13 protein-coding genes and 1 riboswitch are annotated in these 14353 nt (G+C 63.6%); of the genes, 9 read left to right on the top strand and 4 right to left on the bottom strand.

The window, feature by feature from the left end; genetic code table 11:
* Nucleotides 1-750, top strand: coding sequence for an enoyl-CoA hydratase-related protein (locus tag LB515_RS27310; protein ID WP_140845695.1), 750 nt, complete (start codon nt 1-3; stop codon nt 748-750).
* A gap of 119 nt (nt 751-869) precedes the next feature.
* Here LB515_RS27310 and ppk2 read toward each other — a convergent pair whose 3' ends face one another.
* Nucleotides 870-1775, bottom strand: coding sequence for a polyphosphate kinase 2 (ppk2, locus tag LB515_RS27305; protein ID WP_224512977.1), 906 nt, complete (start codon nt 1773-1775; stop codon nt 870-872).
* 185 nt (nt 1776-1960) lie between these two features.
* On the opposite strand from ppk2, the gene LB515_RS27300 reads away from it, so the two are divergent.
* From LB515_RS27300 to LB515_RS27290, 3 genes are all read left to right on the top strand, one after another.
* Nucleotides 1961-3226 (top strand): ATP-binding protein, encoded by a 1266-nt coding sequence (locus LB515_RS27300; protein ID WP_224709562.1) that lies wholly within the window; start codon nt 1961-1963, stop codon nt 3224-3226.
* A 108-nt stretch (nt 3227-3334) separates the two neighbouring features.
* Nucleotides 3335-4057, top strand: a complete 723-nt coding sequence (phoU, locus tag LB515_RS27295; RefSeq protein WP_095765899.1) for a phosphate signaling complex protein PhoU — start codon at nt 3335-3337, stop codon at nt 4055-4057.
* Between the two features lie 87 nt (nt 4058-4144).
* On the top strand, nt 4145-5149 hold the full coding sequence (locus tag LB515_RS27290) for a magnesium and cobalt transport protein CorA (protein WP_224709561.1): 1005 nt from the start codon (nt 4145-4147) through the stop codon (nt 5147-5149).
* 185 nt (nt 5150-5334) lie between these two features.
* Here LB515_RS27290 and LB515_RS27285 read toward each other — a convergent pair whose 3' ends face one another.
* Nucleotides 5335-5853 (bottom strand): GcrA family cell cycle regulator, encoded by a 519-nt coding sequence (locus tag LB515_RS27285; RefSeq protein ID WP_095765897.1) that lies wholly within the window; start codon nt 5851-5853, stop codon nt 5335-5337.
* A 357-nt stretch (nt 5854-6210) separates the two neighbouring features.
* Between LB515_RS27285 and LB515_RS27280 the strand changes: the two genes are divergently transcribed.
* From LB515_RS27280 to LB515_RS27270, 3 genes are all read left to right on the top strand, one after another.
* Nucleotides 6211-7410: an aspartate aminotransferase family protein gene (locus tag LB515_RS27280; RefSeq protein WP_224709560.1), complete on the top strand. Its 1200-nt coding sequence runs from the start codon at nt 6211-6213 to the stop codon at nt 7408-7410.
* A gap of 16 nt (nt 7411-7426) precedes the next feature.
* Nucleotides 7427-8338, top strand: a complete 912-nt coding sequence (argF, locus tag LB515_RS27275; RefSeq protein WP_224709559.1) for an ornithine carbamoyltransferase — start codon at nt 7427-7429, stop codon at nt 8336-8338.
* Between the two features lie 124 nt (nt 8339-8462).
* On the top strand, nt 8463-9491 hold the full coding sequence (locus tag LB515_RS27270; protein WP_140845700.1) for an Hsp33 family molecular chaperone: 1029 nt from the start codon (nt 8463-8465) through the stop codon (nt 9489-9491).
* Between the two features lie 201 nt (nt 9492-9692).
* Here LB515_RS27270 and apaG read toward each other — a convergent pair whose 3' ends face one another.
* The gene (gene apaG / locus LB515_RS27265; protein ID WP_095765893.1) at nt 9693-10085 is read right to left on the bottom strand and encodes a Co2+/Mg2+ efflux protein ApaG; all 393 of its coding nucleotides are present in this window, start codon (nt 10083-10085) and stop codon (nt 9693-9695) included.
* 343 nt (nt 10086-10428) lie between these two features.
* Between apaG and LB515_RS27260 the strand changes: the two genes are divergently transcribed.
* Nucleotides 10429-11574, top strand: coding sequence for a ceramide glucosyltransferase (locus LB515_RS27260; RefSeq protein ID WP_224544972.1), 1146 nt, complete (start codon nt 10429-10431; stop codon nt 11572-11574).
* Nucleotides 11575-11655: 81 nt separating this feature from the next.
* On the opposite strand, the gene LB515_RS27255 is transcribed toward LB515_RS27260, so the two are convergent.
* Nucleotides 11656-12846: an O-succinylhomoserine sulfhydrylase gene (locus tag LB515_RS27255; protein ID WP_224709558.1), complete on the bottom strand. Its 1191-nt coding sequence runs from the start codon at nt 12844-12846 to the stop codon at nt 11656-11658.
* A 56-nt stretch (nt 12847-12902) separates the two neighbouring features.
* A riboswitch (SAM riboswitch) is annotated at nt 12903-12980 on the bottom strand.
* Nucleotides 12981-13096: 116 nt separating this feature from the next.
* On the opposite strand from LB515_RS27255, the gene LB515_RS27250 reads away from it, so the two are divergent.
* Entirely contained in the window at nt 13097-14191 is a 1095-nt protein-coding gene (locus LB515_RS27250) for a 2'-deoxycytidine 5'-triphosphate deaminase (RefSeq protein ID WP_224709557.1), read from the top strand.
* The last annotated feature ends 162 nt before the right edge of the window (nt 14192-14353 follow it).

Raw genomic sequence — 14353 nt, 5'->3', positions numbered from 1 at the left:
ATGAGTTTCCATCCCGAACCGGAACTGCGCGGCCATACGCTGGTCGTCACCGTGTCCTCGCATGACGGCCGGCCAGTGCTCGACAGGCACGCCTATGCGAGCCTTGCCAGGACCTTGCGCGATGCGGCGGTCAACGACGAGGTCCGCGTCGTCATGCTGCGCGGCCTTGCTGGGTGCTTCTGCCTTGGAGGGGACTTCTCGGAGTTCCTCGACGCCACCAAGCACCGAGAGCTGATCGCCGCCGTCACCGACATGTTCCGCATGTTGGCGACCTTCCCCAAGCCGGTCCTTGCCTGCGTCGACGGCGATGCCGTCGGCGTCGGCTGCACCATCCTGTTCCATTGCGACATGGTGATCGCTTCCAGGGGCAGCACCTTCAGGGTGCCGTTCGTCGATTTTGGCCTGGTGCCGGACGCCGCGACCAGCATTCTGGCGCCCCAGAAGCTCGGCTATGCCGGTGCGTTCCGCTTCTTCTGCCTGGGCGATACGCTGGGCGTCGAAGACGCCAAGGCGCTGGGCCTGGTCGGCGAGATCGTGACGCAAGGCAGCGCCGAGGAAGCAACGCTGGCGAGGGCCAAACAGCTGGCCAAGAAGCCTGTTGCGGCATTGCTGCAGACGCGCAGCCTGCTCAAGGGAGATACGGACGTGTTGTGCGACCGCATCGACCACGAGATCACGCTGTTCCAGCAGGCGCTTCAGGATGACACCACGCTGAAGCGGCTGCAGCGGATTGCTCGCCTGGCCGCCTGAGCTCCCGGCATGAAACCTCAGCGCCGCGCGAGCCGAAAGGCGCGCGGCGCTGTAACTCGTCCGGAACCGCGTTACCCCGCGGGTAGGGCAGGCCAGCGGTTCCAGACGAAGAACAACAACTAGTCTTTAAGGAATTCCGGCCCCTCGCCGATGATCTTCTTGTCGGGCTTGCCGACGGCGTCGAGGTCCCTTCCGTCATAGGGCAGGGAAAGCAGGATACGCTGGATCACCGCAAGCCGGGCGCGTCGTTTGTCATTGGCCCGCACGACGACCCAGGGCGAGAACTCCTTATGTGTGCGCTCGATCATCTGGTCGCGCGCCCTGGTGTAGTCGTCCCACTTGCCGACTCCGGCGATGTCGATCGGCGAGAACTTCCAGTTCTTCAGCGGCGACCAGCGGCGGTCATGGAACCGTTCGAGCTGCGTTTCGCGGCCGATATTCAGCCAGAATTTGAAGAAATGCATACCTTCGTTGCAGATCATCCGCTCGAAATGCGGCGTCTCGTCGAGGAATTTCTCATGCTGCTCCGGCGTGCAGAACCCCATGACCGGCTCGACACCGGCGCGGTTGTACCAGGAGCGGTCGAAGGTGACGAATTCGCCCGAAGTCGGGAAATGGTCGACATAGCGCTGGTAATACCATTGCCCCGCCTCGGTCGGCGTCGGCTTGGGCAGCGCGACGTTGCGGGCCGTGCGCGGGTTCATATATTGCCGCAGCACGAAGATCGTGCCTCCCTTGCCGGCCGCGTCCCTGCCCTCGAAAAGCGCCATCACCCGCTTGCCGGTGGCCTGTAGCCAGGCCTGCGCCTTGACCAGTTCGATCTGCAGCTCCTCGAGCTCCTTTTCGTAGTCCTCGCTTTTCATCTTCTTGTCGTAAGGATAGCCGCCGGCGGTAAGCTTGTTGTCCTCGATCCAGTCAGGCAGCACCGGATTGTCGATGTCGAACTCGCGCTCCTTGCCGCCGATCTTGATCTTGATCGGTGCCGTGGCCGGCACCGCTTCAGCCGTTTCCTTGGCTTTTTTCATCCGGACGAACCTTTCCAGTTTGCGGACTCATGCTATGGAGCCTGTGCAGCGCAAAGACGCTGCAGCATTTTGATCTTGCGCATGAACCTTCGCGAAAATCGATCCTGATTTCCAGGGTCCCATGCGTCAGGCCGGTCCAGCGAGCCGGCTGACCGGTCGAACGGGATGCGGGGTGGCGCGGGCCTATGGCAGAGACGGGCGCGGGACAAGACAACAAGGGGCGAGCCTTGGCCGGACGGCTGGCGCGCAACCGCTGGCTGCTTGGCGCAGGCGTTCTCGCGGTCCTTGCCGTTTATTTTTTCGCCGGCTCATCCGCCTATGTGCTGCTGCTGGCCCTGGCCGCGCTGGCGGCCGCGGCGATGCTGCCCGCAGATGCCGAACGCCAGCCGGCCGATGCGGGGGCAGCGATCGAGGCCAGCGGGCTGCAGAGGCTCTCCGGCGAATACCTGGCCGCCGCGGTCGCCGACCCGCTGATCATCTTCGACCATTCCGCCACCATCGTTCACGCCAACGCTGCCGCCTTCGCCGCCTTTGGCGGACTGGCGCCCGGTATGTCGCTGTCGCTCAAGTTCCGCGCCCCGGAGATGCAGGCGCTGCTCGACGGCATCCTTGCCGGGGAAGTCGCTTCCGATGCGGTCGACTACACCGAAAAGCTGCCGGTGGAACGCACATATCGGGTCAGCGCGTCCACGGTCGGTCATGCCACAGGCCTTTACGTGCTGGTGTTCAAGGATCAAAGCGAGACGCGTCGCATCGATCGCATGCGCGCCGACTTCATCGCCAATGCCAGCCATGAGCTGCGCACGCCGCTTGCCTCGATCGCCGGCTTCATCGAGACGCTGCGCGGGCCGGCCCGCAACGATCCGGCGGCGCGCGACCAGTTCCTGCAGATCATGCAGAACCAGACCGGCCGGATGGCCCGCCTGATCGACGATCTGCTCTCACTGTCGCGGTTGGAGATGAAACCCTATCTGGGACCGGGCACGGAAGTCGATCTTCGCCAGACGATCGACAGCGTGATCGATTCGCTGGGGCCGCTGGCCAGTGAGAACGGCGTCGTCATCGAGCGGGAGTTCGCCAACGCGCCGCTTGTCGTCCCCGGTGATCGCGACGAGTTGTTCCAGGTCTTCGAGAATCTCCTCGAGAATGCCTGCAAATACGGCCAGTCAGGCGGGCGCGTCACCGTATCGGTCGCCGGCGGCGAGGATGGCCAGCAGCCGGGCTTCGACGTCACGATAAGGGATTATGGTCCGGGCATTGCCGAAGAGCACATCCCGCGCATCACCGAGCGCTTCTACCGCGTCGATGTTGAAAACAGCCGCGCCCAGAAAGGCACCGGGCTTGGCCTTTCGATCGTCAAGCATATATTGACCCGTCATAACGCAAGATTGTCCATCAAGTCGGAAGTCGGCAAGGGCGCGGCGTTCACGGTTCATTTGCCGGCTCGCTGATCGTATATCGGTTACCAACCGGGATTTTCTTCTTTCTGTCATGCGGTTCACGTATCAGCGACGGATTGAGGGAACGCACCAGCCGGCACAAGCCGGGAAGGCATATCCATGCAGTCCGTTCATATCGCCAGTGCCTATGATGAAGAGCTGAAATTCCTGTCGAAGCGCATCGCCGCGATGGGCGGCCATGCCGAGCGCATGGTCGAACAGGCGGTCGCGGCTCTGGTGAATGTCGACCATGGCCTCGCGCAGAAGGTCATCCAGGACGATCTCGTCCTCGACGAAGGACAGCGCGAGATCGACGACAAGGCCATCATCATCATCGCCAGGCGCCAGCCGATGGCGACGGATCTTCGCGAGATCGTCGGCGCGATCCGTATCTCGGCCGATATCGAGCGTGTCGGCGACTTGGGCAAGAACGTCGCCAAGCGGGTGGCCTCGGTGGACGGCCGCCAGCCGAATAGCCTTTTCCGCGGTATCGAGGCGCTTGCCAATCTGGCGCTGACGCAGCTCAAGGAAGTGCTCGACGTCTACGCCTCGCGCTCGGTCGAGAGGATTGGCCTCGTGCGCGACCGGGACGACCAGATCGACGCCATGTACACCTCGCTGTTCCGCGAGCTCTTGACCTACATGATGGAAGATCCGCGCAACATCACACCGTGCACGCATCTTCTGTTCTGCGCCAAGAACATCGAGCGCATCGGCGACCACGCGACCAATATCGCCGAGACGATCTATTACATCGTCACGGGCGACCAGATGCCAGCCGACCGGCCGAAAGGCGACAAGACCGACAAGGTCGTGCTTCCCGGCCCGGTGCCGGCCAAGTGAACCGCCGCCTCTCGAATGGCTTCCTGATTTAGGATAAGCTCCTCCAGGGACAGCGATTTTGTCAGTCGCAGTCTCGGGAGGTTTGCGATGGAACAAGTTCGAAACCTGACCCCGGCCCCAACGTCGGGCATCATTGCATCCAGCGTCTATTCGGGCGGCAAGCGCATCGCCGACATCGCCATCGAACAGGCCGGCGAATGGGCGGCAAAACCCGGCCATGTCGTCTGGATCGGCCTGCTCGAGCCCGATCGCAACCTGCTGCTCCGGGTGCAGGCGCAATTCCACTTGCATGATTTGGCGATCGAGGATGCCGAGCATCCGCATGCGCGCCCGAAGATCGAGCAATATGGCGACGCCCTCTTCATCGTTGCCCGCACCGCGCAATTGATCGACGGCCGTGTCACTTTCGGCGAGACGCATCTGTTCGTCGGCGCCGGCTATATTGTCAGCGTCCGGCACGGCCCGTCGACCTCCTACGCCGCCGTGCGCCAGCACTGGGAGAGCTGCCCGCATTCGCTCGCCAAAGGCGAGGATTTCGTCCTCTACGCCATCCTCGACTTCATCGTCGACAACTACATGCCGGTGCTGGAGCAGATCGAGGACGAGGTCGAGGCGATCGAGGACAAGGTGCTTCTGAAGCCGATGACCGGTTCCGATATCGAGCGGCTTTACATGCTGCGCCGCGATCTGCTGCGGCTGCGCAATGCGGCGCTGCCGCTGGTCGAGGTCTGCCGTCGGCTGACCAGCGCCGACCTGCCGCAGATACATGCCGCCATGCATCCGCTGTTTCGCGATGTGACGGACCACATTCGCACCGTGCAGGAAAAGATCGACTCCCTGCGCGAGGTTCTGGCCTTCGCCTTCGAAGCCAGTCTGCTGGTCGGGCAGAGCCAGGAAACCGCAATATCCAAGAAGCTCGCCTCATGGGCCGCCATTCTGGCGGTGCCCACGGCCTTCGCCGGCATCTACGGCATGAACTTCTCCGACATGCCGGAACTGAAGATGGAATACGGCTATCCGGCCGTCCTGGTGGCGATCGCGCTCATCTGCGCGTTCCTGTACTGGCGGTTCAAGAGGAATGGATGGCTGTGAAATAGGGAAGTAGGGCACTAAGGGAATAGAGAGCGAGTAGCGAATAGGGAGTAGCGAGTAGGCGAAATAAGTTGCCCTTTTCGCGAAACTCTATCCAGTTCTATTCGCTATTCGCTATTCGCTATTCGCTATTCGCTATTCGCTATTCGCTATTCGCTATTCGCTATTCGCTATTCTCTATTCGCTCAGCGCGCCCTGCGCCGCTCGCCCGCCGGCTGGAACGCCACCCGCGAATGATACTTGCAATAGGGTCCCGTTTCGGCGGCGTCGTTGCCGCAGAAGTTGAAGTCTTCCGACAGCGGATCGCCGTTCGGCCATTTGCAGGTGCGTTCGGTCAGCTCGACGAGCTGCAGATGCCGCGAGATCGGCACGACCACGTTCTCGACCGGTCGGATATAGTGGCGCGCGACCGGCTCGGCGTCGAACTGCACCTGTAGCGCGGTGGCGCCGATGGTGGTGGTCACGTGACGTGTGGCACTCGCGGCGCGGGTCACCGATTTCTGCATCGAGGCGCCTTGCGTCGCCTTCTTCTGGCGCGCCGGAGCGGCCGTTGCGCGGCCGCGGCCCGACAGCTTCAGGCGATGCACCTTGCCGATGACGGCGTTGCGGCTCACCCCGCCGAGCTGTGCGGCGATCTGGCTGGCGCTCAGACCCTCCGACCACAATTTCCTGAGAAGTTCGACCCGCTCGTCAGTCCAGTTCATGAGACCGCGCTCCTGCTGAGGCGTACGACAGTCAGAATCCTTTCCCGCCCCCGGCTCTCGCCGGGCAAACAACACCACATATACCGGGTGATTAGGTCCGCCGCACGAAATCTAGTTATTTCTCGACTACAAATACCTTATGCGCTGACTCGGTGACAAGAGTCCCCAGGGCAACACGATTCGGTTTTTTCGGTTTTCCCCAACTTGCCGGCCTACTTATGAGCCGGCGTGGCGTCAGGGGCTTGCCACGCGCTTCTGCGTGACGTTTTCGTTGACTTCATGGCCGAAAAACATGATAAGCCGCAAAGGCCGCCGCATTGGCGGCTTTTTTGATTTCCGGTTCCGGAGACGCATATAATGAGCGGTTCGGCGCTTTACGAGACCTTTGCCCGCGCACCCCTGGCTTTCGACCGCGGGGAGGGGACCTGGCTGGTCACCGACAAGGGCGAGCGATATCTCGACTTCGCCGGCGGCATCGCGGTGAATTCGCTGGGCCACGGCCATCCGCATCTGGTCGCGGCGCTCACCGAGCAGGCCGCCAAGCTGTGGCACGTCTCCAACCTCTATGAGATCCCGGAACAGCGCCGGCTGGGCGAGCGGCTGACTGAGGCGACCTTTGCAGACAAGGTGTTCTTCACCAATTCCGGTGCCGAGGCACTGGAATGCGCCATCAAGACGGCCAGGCGCTATCAATTCGTCAAGGGCCATCCCGAGCGCTTCCGCATCATCACCTTCGAGGGTGCCTTTCACGGCCGCACGCTGGCGACGATCGCCGCCGGCGGCCAATACAAATACCTCGAAGGCTTCGGCCCGAAGGTCGAGGGATTCGACCAGGTCGCTTTCGACGACATCGACGCCGCTGAAAAGGCGATCACGCCGGAAACCGCGGCGATCCTGATCGAGCCGGTGCAAGGCGAGGGCGGCATACGCCCGGTGCCGACGCAATCGCTGAAGCGGCTGCGGCAACTCTGCGACAAGCACGGCCTGCTTTTGATCTTCGACGAGGTCCAGTGCGGCATTGGCCGCACCGGCAAGCTGTTCGCGCATGAATGGTCAGGCGTCACGCCCGATCTGATGGCGATCGCCAAGGGCATCGGCGGCGGCTTTCCGATGGGTGCCTGCCTTGCCACCGACGAGGCGGCGACCGGCATGACGGCCGGCGTGCACGGCACCACCTTCGGCGGCAATCCGCTGGCGATGGCCGTCGGCAACGCCGTGCTCGACGTGGTGCTGGCCGACGGCTTCCTCGAGGACGTGCAGCGCAAGGCGCTGCTTCTGAAGCAGGGCCTTGCGGCGGTGGCCGATGAATTCCCCGACGTCATCGAGGGCATCAGGGGAACCGGCCTTATGCTCGGCCTGAAATGCGCCATGCCCAACGCCAAGGTGAACATGGCGCTGCGCGACCAGCACCTGCTTGCCGTGCCGGCGGGCGACAACGTCATCCGCCTCCTGCCGCCGCTCACCGTCACCGACGAGGAGATCGGCGTGGCGCTGGAGCGCATTCGCGGCGGCGCCAAGCGCCTGACCGACGCGATTGCCGCCGAAGCCGCCAAATAATTTCTGGAACCTGCCGATGAGTGTTCGCCACTTCACCGATCTGTCCGCCGTTTCCGCGGGCGACCTGCGCATCATGCTGGACGACGCGGTGGCGCGAAAGACCAGGCTCAAGGCAGGTGAGCGTTCAAAACCGCTCGATGGCAAGGTGCTGGCCATGATCTTCGACAAGCCGTCGACGCGCACTCGCGTGTCCTTCGATGTCGGCATGCGCCAGCTCGGCGGCGAGACTATCATGTTGACCGGCACCGAGATGCAGCTCGGCCGTTCGGAGACAATCGCCGACACGGCGAAAGTGCTGTCGCGCTATGTCGACGCCATCATGATCCGCACCACCTCGCACGACCGGCTGCTGGAGCTCACCGAGAACGCCACCGTTCCGGTCATCAACGGGCTGACCGACGACACGCATCCCTGCCAGCTCATGGCCGACATCATGACCTTTGAGGAGCATCGCGGCCCGGTGTCCGGCAAGACCTTCGCCTGGACCGGCGACGGCAACAATGTGCTGCATTCGCTCCTGGAGGCCTCGGCGCGGTTTAGCTTCAACCTCAATATCGCGGTGCCGGAAGGCAGCGAGCCTTTCGAGAAATATGTCGACTGGTCGAAAGCCAATGGCGGTAAGGTCCGGTTTTCCAGGTCCGCCGAGGAAGCCGTCGACCAGGCCGACTGCGTCGTCACCGATAGCTGGGTCTCCATGGGCCAGGAGCATCGCGCCCGCGGCCACAACGTCTTCCTGCCCTATCAGGTCAATGCGGCGCTGATGGCAAAAGCCAAGCCCGATGCATTGTTCATGCACTGCCTACCGGCGCATCGCGGCGAGGAGGTCACCGACGAGGTGATCGACGGGCCGCATTCGGTGGTCTTCGACGAGGCCGAGAACCGGCTGCACGCCCAGAAGGCGGTGCTGGCCTGGTGTCTGGGCGCGTGAGAAGGGCTGGACCTGACCGCTTCCGGCCCGATCGGGCTCAACTTGATCTGGGGACATGTGATGCCTATTTGCGGGCCATCACGTAAATTGAACGCGCTTCGACGCATGCGGCTCACCGGGCGGCATGGCTGCGCCCCGGAGTATTGTCATGTTGGAAACCCAGACCTTGGCTGAGCATAAACCCCAACTCGGTGAATTCGGCTTCGCCGGCGACGATCATGTCGTGCCTTATGAGGTCGCGCCGCTCGATGTGCGCGGCCGCACCGTGCAGCTCGGGCCGATGCTCGATGCTATTCTGAGCCGCCACGATTACCCTGAGCCGGTCGCCCGCCTGCTGGCGGAAGCCTGCGTGCTCACCGTGCTGCTCGGCACTTCGCTGAAGTTCGAAGGCAAGTTCATCCTGCAGACCCGCACCGACGGTCCGGTCGACATGCTGGTGGCCGATTTCACCACGCCGCATGCGCTGCGCGCCTATGCGCGCTTCGATGCCGACCGGCTGCAGGCGCTGACCGCCGCCGGCGAGACCTCGCAGCAGACGCTGCTCGGCGACGGCGTCCTGGCCTTGACCATCGACCAGGGCGCGCATACGCAGCGCTACCAGGGCATCGTCCAGCTCGACGGCACCTCGCTCGAGGATGCCGCGCGCACCTATTTCCGGCAGTCGGAGCAGATCCCGACCGATATCAAGATGTCGGTCGCCAAGCTGGTCACGCCCGGCCCGGCCGGCGCGCGCGAGCAGTGGCGCGCCGGCGGTATCCTGGCGCAATTCCTGCCGCAGTCGCCGGAACGCATGCGCGTTCCCGATATTTCCGGCGGCGACGGCGATCCGCGTGACGTTGCGGACCAGCCGGCCGACAATTCCTGGCAGGAGTTGCTGGCGCTGCTCGGCACGATCGAGCCGACCGAGTTGATCGACCCGACGGTGGGCGCCGAGCGGTTGCTCTACCGGCTGTTCCACGAACACGGCGTGCGCGTTTTCCGCGGCGTCCCTGTCGCCGACCAGTGCTCCTGCTCGCGCGACAAGATCCGCGGCATTCTCGAAGGCTTTTCGGCTGAGGAGATCAAGGAATCGACCGAGGAGGGCGGCATCCATGTCGCCTGCGAGTTCTGCTCGACCCAATACGACTTCGACCCGGCTGAATTCGCGAAGTGATCTCTCTTCCTTCTCCCCGTTCCACGGGGAGAAGGTGCCCGAAGGGCGGATGAGGGCGGCGCCAACGTTGGCGATCATAGCGACACGCTGGCGACGCGGTCGTCCGCCTCAAGGAAAATCTCAGAAGGCCGGCGCCGCCCGTCATTGCCCTGCCGGGCATTTCTCCCCGTGAAACGGGGAGAAAGAGGCTGTCGCCGACGTCTAATTCACCGTGCGCCTTGTCCCTGGCATGTCGAGCGAGAAAGCCGGAATGGCGATATCGAACGTCTCGCCGCGGCCGTTGCGCATCGTGTAGTGGCCGACCATGATGCCTGACGGCGTCGAGAGCGGGCAGCCCGAGGTGTACTGGTAACTGTCGCCGGGATTGAGTTCCGGCTGGTCGCCGACGACGCCGGCGCCGCGCACCTCCTCGACCCGGCCCTGACCGTCGGTGATGTGCCAGTAGCGCGACACAAGCTGCACGAACTCGTCGGAGCGGTTGTCGATCGTCACCTGATAGCCCCAGACATAGCGGTTCTCGGACGGATCGGAGCGGTCCTCCAGATAGAAGGGCCTGACCAGCACTTCGATGTTGCGCGTCACTGCGCGATACATGGGCCACTCCGGTTGCCGCCGCGGAAAATATGTCACGCTCCGCTCTTGATAAACGCAGCGCCGACCATCCTGCCAGCCTTGTAAGTGCAGGTGCCGAAAAACAATGTCATTTAGGTGACACATGACAATGTTGGTGTGCACAAACCGTGCCGGGCGACTCGGGCGCTCTGTAACAGTTGAAACGGCCGCGTGCGGCCTAAAGCAATTCCAGGAAAGCGCGAGCGGTTAGGCTCGGCGCCTTCGCCGTAGCCTTCCGTCCGGAATTGCGTGAAAACAAGGAGATGGAGTGGGTCGCCGTTTGCGTGAAACGGTGAAACTCTCTATCGGGGGTGACCAGATCTCGATGGAACTGACTATCGCAGCCGGCCTGGCTTCGTCAGCGCTTCTTTCCTTCAATCTCGCCAGCATCCTGCTCGCCTCGTCGCGGCTGAAGCGGCGGCATGTCATCGCGCCGCCCTCCAGCGCGCGGCCGCCGGTCTCCATCATCGTGCCGTCGCGTGGCGTCGAGCCGTTCACGCCGGAGACCTTGCAGCGCGCCTTCTCGCTCGATTGGCCGCGCTACGAGCTGATCTTCTGCGTCGCGCATGCCGAAGACCCGGTGGTCAAGCTGATCGATGCGGCGATCGCGCGCCACCCCAAAATTCCTGCGCGGCTGCTGATCGGCGACGATCGCGTCAGCGCCAATCCCAAGCTCAACAACTGCGTCAAGGGCTGGCAGGCGGCGAGACACGATTGGGTGATCCTCGCCGATTCCAACGTGCTGATGCCGAGAGACTATGTCCAGCACCTGATGGCGGCATGGCGGCCGGATACCGGCCTCGTCTGCTCGACGCCGATCGGCTCGCGGCCGGACGGGTTTTGGGCCGAAGTCGAATGCGCCTTCCTCAACACGCTGCAGGCGCGCTGGCAGTATGCCGGCGAGGCGCTTGGCCTTGGCTTCGCCCAGGGCAAGAGCATGCTGTGGAACAAGCCGATGCTCGATGCCAATGGCGGTATTCAGGCCTTGGCCGCCGAAGTCGCCGAGGACGCGGCGGCCACCAAGCTGGTCAACGGCTTGGGGCTCAATGTCAACCTCGTCGCCTCGCCATTCGAGCAGCCGCTCGGCCAGCGCAGGCTCGCCGAGGTCTGGTCGCGCCAGACGCGCTGGGCGCGGCTGCGGCGGGTTACCTTTCCGCTGTTCTTCGCGCCGGAGATCCTGACTGGCGCTGCGGTGCCGCTGCTGCTGGCGCTGATTGCGGCGGCAAGCGCCGGCGTCAGCCTGCCCACGACGGCCTTGGGCGTGCTGGCGATCGCCTACCTGCCGGAATGGCTGCTGGCCTTTGCGAAGGGCTGGTACCTGTCGCCGCGCAGCATAACCGCGATGATCGTGCGCGATGCCCTGCTGCCGGCCATCTGGGCGCGCGCCTGGTTCGGCGGCGCCGTCGAATGGCGCGGCAACGCCATGACCATCCGCACCAAGGCGATGACCGAGCTGGAGGAGCTCGCCTAGAGCAATTCCAGGAAAAGTGTGAAACGGTTTCCGTCCGGAATTGCGGCTCTGGAAGGCTCGGGCCGCGGCGTTCTCAGCCTTCTATTTTGCCGCCTTCAGGGCCTGTTCCACGTCTTCCAGCAGATCGTCGCTGTCCTCCAGGCCAACGGAGAGCCTCAGCGTGCCTGGCCCGATGCCGAGCTCGGCGCGGGCCTCGTCGCTCAGGTTCTTGTGCGTCGTCGTCGCCGGATGGGTGATCAGGCTCTTGGCGTCACCGAGATTGTTGGAGATCAGCACGATGTCGAGCGCGTTCTGGAAGGCAAAGGCCGCCTGCTTGCCGCCCTTGACGTCGAGGCAGATCAGCGTCGAGCCTCCCGACATCTGCTTCTTGACGATATCCGCTTGCGGATGATCGGCGCGGCCCGGATAGATGACACGGGCGATCTCCGGCCGCTCGGCCAGGAAATCGGCGATCTTGCCGGCGCTCTCGGTCTGCTGGCGCACACGCAGCGGCAGCGTCTCCAGGCCTTTGAGCAGCGTCCAGGCGTTGAAGGGCGACAGGCTGGGACCGGTGTGCCGGAAATAGTCGTGCAGGTTCTCGTCGATCCACTTCTTGTCCGACAGGATGACGCCGCCGAGGCAGCGGCCCTGGCCGTCTATGTGCTTGGTCGCCGAATAGACGACGATATGGGCGCCGAGCAGCAAGGGCTTCTGCTGCAGCGGCGTGGCGAAGACATTGTCGACGATCAAGCGCGCGCCGATCGAATTGGCGAGCCTGGCGACGGCGGCGATATCGACCACCTCCAGCGTCGGGTTGGTCGGGCTTTCCAGGAAGAACAGCTTGGTGTTCGGCCTTATCGCCTTTTCCCAATTGGCGATGTCGGTGCCGTCGACCAGCGTCGCCTCGATGCCGTAGCGCGGCGCCAGCGTCTCGACCACCCAGCGGCAGGAGCCGAACAGGGCGCGCGCCGCGACGATATGATCTCCGGCCTTGGCGCTGCAGAGCAGCGCGGCGGTTACTGCGGCCATGCCGGAAGCGGTGGCGCGGGCATCCTCGGCGCCTTCGAGCGCGCACATGCGCTTTTCGAACATGTCGACGGTCGGGTTGGCGTAGCGCGAATAGATGAAGCCCGGCTCCTCGCCCTTGAAGCGGGCTTCCGCCGCTTGCGCCGTCTCGTAGACATAGCCTTGGGTGAGATACATCGCCTCGGATGTCTCGCCGAAACCGGAACGCAACGTTCCGCCATGCACGAGTGCTGTCTGAGGTTTCCAGTTGCGCTTCTTGGTGCTCATAGCCCTGCTTTCAGACACAAAAAAACCGGCCGCGAAGTCGCAACCGGTCCATATAGCCTTGCGGCTCGACGGTCCTTTAGCGACTTATTTAACGTGGCTGCAAGCCGACCGGCCAAATCACCACGGGATAACGACCCTTTAGACCCGCGCCGCGCTTGCGTCAATTGCCGGCTTCATTAAGAGGTTTGTACCAGCCGGGCGGCAAGAGCCCGCTTAGATCCTCGCCCGGCCTTGTGAACGGAGCCAGCCTTTGCGGCAAACAGGCATTCTTCCGGATCAGGACATCGCAGCGCTGTTCGAGGCGAAGGCGCTGAAGTCGCCGCGCGCGCTGGACGCCGACCAGATCCAGCCGGCCAGCCTCGATCTAAGGCTCGGCGACAAGGCGTTTCGCGTGCGTGCCTCGTTCCTGCCGGGTCCAGATCATCGGGTCGTCGACAAGCTCGAGCGGCTGAAGCTGCACGAGATCAGCCTTGCAGAGGGCGCGGTGCTGGAAACCGGCTGCGTCTATATCGTGCCGCTGCTCGAGAGCCTGACGCTGCCGGCGAACGTATCCGCCTCGGCCAATCCGAAGAGCTCGACCGGCCGTCTCGACATATTCACGCGCGTCATGACCGATCGCGGCCATGAGTTCGACAAGATTGCCGCCGGCTACCGCGGGCCGCTCTATCTCGAGGTCAGCCCGCGCACCTTCCCGATCGTCGTGCGCGCCGGCTCGCGGCTGTCGCAGATCCGCTTCCGCACCGGCAACGCGGTGCTCTCGGAGAATGAGCTGCGCGACCTTCACCGCGCCGAGATGCTGGTCGCCACCGAGCCGCCCAATATTTCAGGCGGCGGCATCGCGCTCTCCATCGATCTCGACGGCGACAAGGACGGCCTTGTCGGCTACCGCGGCAAGCACCACACCGGACTGGTCGACGTCGACAAGCGCGCCGCCCAGGATGTCGTCGATTTCTGGGAGCCGATCTACAAGAGCGGCGCCGGCGAACTGGTGCTCGATCCGGACGAATTCTATATCTTGGTCAGCCGAGAAGCCGTGCACGTGCCGCCGCTCTATGCCGCCGAGATGACACCCTTCGATCCGCTGGTCGGCGAGTTCCGCGTCCACTATGCCGGCTTCTTCGATCCGGGCTTCGGCCACTCCGCCGCCGGCGGCAGCGGCAGCCGCGCGGTGCTTGAAGTGCGCAGCCACGAGGTGCCTTTTATCCTCGACCACGGCCAGATCGTCGGCCGTCTCGTCTACGAACATATGCTGAAACGCCCGCAGGCGCTTTACGGCACCGAACTCGGCTCGAACTATCAGGCGCAGGGCTTGAAGCTCTCCAAGCATTTTCGGGCAGCGCGGTGAGGTCCAAGTGGGGAGATGTCCGGAAGGGGACGCGCCGTCCCATCTGTTCTTCGGGCGGAGCAAGGAGCGAAGCGACGCGCGCAGACCCTAGAATCCTGTGTGTTGGTTCTGGTGTATGGTTGAAGTGGGAAGGAGACCGAATGAATCCTGGTCGTCCTTTCG

The sequence above is a fragment of the Mesorhizobium sp. CA15 genome, assembly GCF_020165215.1.
GTDB lineage: Bacteria > Pseudomonadota > Alphaproteobacteria > Rhizobiales > Rhizobiaceae > Mesorhizobium.
This window is presented reverse-complemented; position numbering and strand designations above follow the sequence as displayed.

Bases quoted from the DNA above. Each gene is read 5' to 3' on its own strand.
- LB515_RS27290 (WP_224709561.1), top strand. From the start codon at position 4,145: ATGGAACAAGTTCGAAACCTGACCCCGGCCCCAACGTCGGGCATCATT.
- LB515_RS27255 (WP_224709558.1), bottom strand. From the start codon at position 12,846: ATGAGCACCAAGAAGCGCAACTGGAAACCTCAGACAGCACTCGTGCAT.
- ppk2 (WP_224512977.1), bottom strand. From the start codon at position 1,775: ATGAAAAAAGCCAAGGAAACGGCTGAAGCGGTGCCGGCCACGGCACCG.
- LB515_RS27270 (WP_140845700.1), top strand. From the start codon at position 8,463: ATGGCTGCGCCCCGGAGTATTGTCATGTTGGAAACCCAGACCTTGGCT.
- apaG (WP_095765893.1), bottom strand. From the start codon at position 10,085: ATGTATCGCGCAGTGACGCGCAACATCGAAGTGCTGGTCAGGCCCTTC.
- LB515_RS27280 (WP_224709560.1), top strand. From the start codon at position 6,211: ATGAGCGGTTCGGCGCTTTACGAGACCTTTGCCCGCGCACCCCTGGCT.
- argF (WP_224709559.1), top strand. From the start codon at position 7,427: ATGAGTGTTCGCCACTTCACCGATCTGTCCGCCGTTTCCGCGGGCGAC.
- LB515_RS27300 (WP_224709562.1), top strand. From the start codon at position 1,961: ATGGCAGAGACGGGCGCGGGACAAGACAACAAGGGGCGAGCCTTGGCC.
- LB515_RS27310 (WP_140845695.1), top strand. From the start codon at position 1: ATGAGTTTCCATCCCGAACCGGAACTGCGCGGCCATACGCTGGTCGTC.
- phoU (WP_095765899.1), top strand. From the start codon at position 3,335: ATGCAGTCCGTTCATATCGCCAGTGCCTATGATGAAGAGCTGAAATTC.
- LB515_RS27285 (WP_095765897.1), bottom strand. From the start codon at position 5,853: ATGAACTGGACTGACGAGCGGGTCGAACTTCTCAGGAAATTGTGGTCG.
- LB515_RS27260 (WP_224544972.1), top strand. From the start codon at position 10,429: ATGGAACTGACTATCGCAGCCGGCCTGGCTTCGTCAGCGCTTCTTTCC.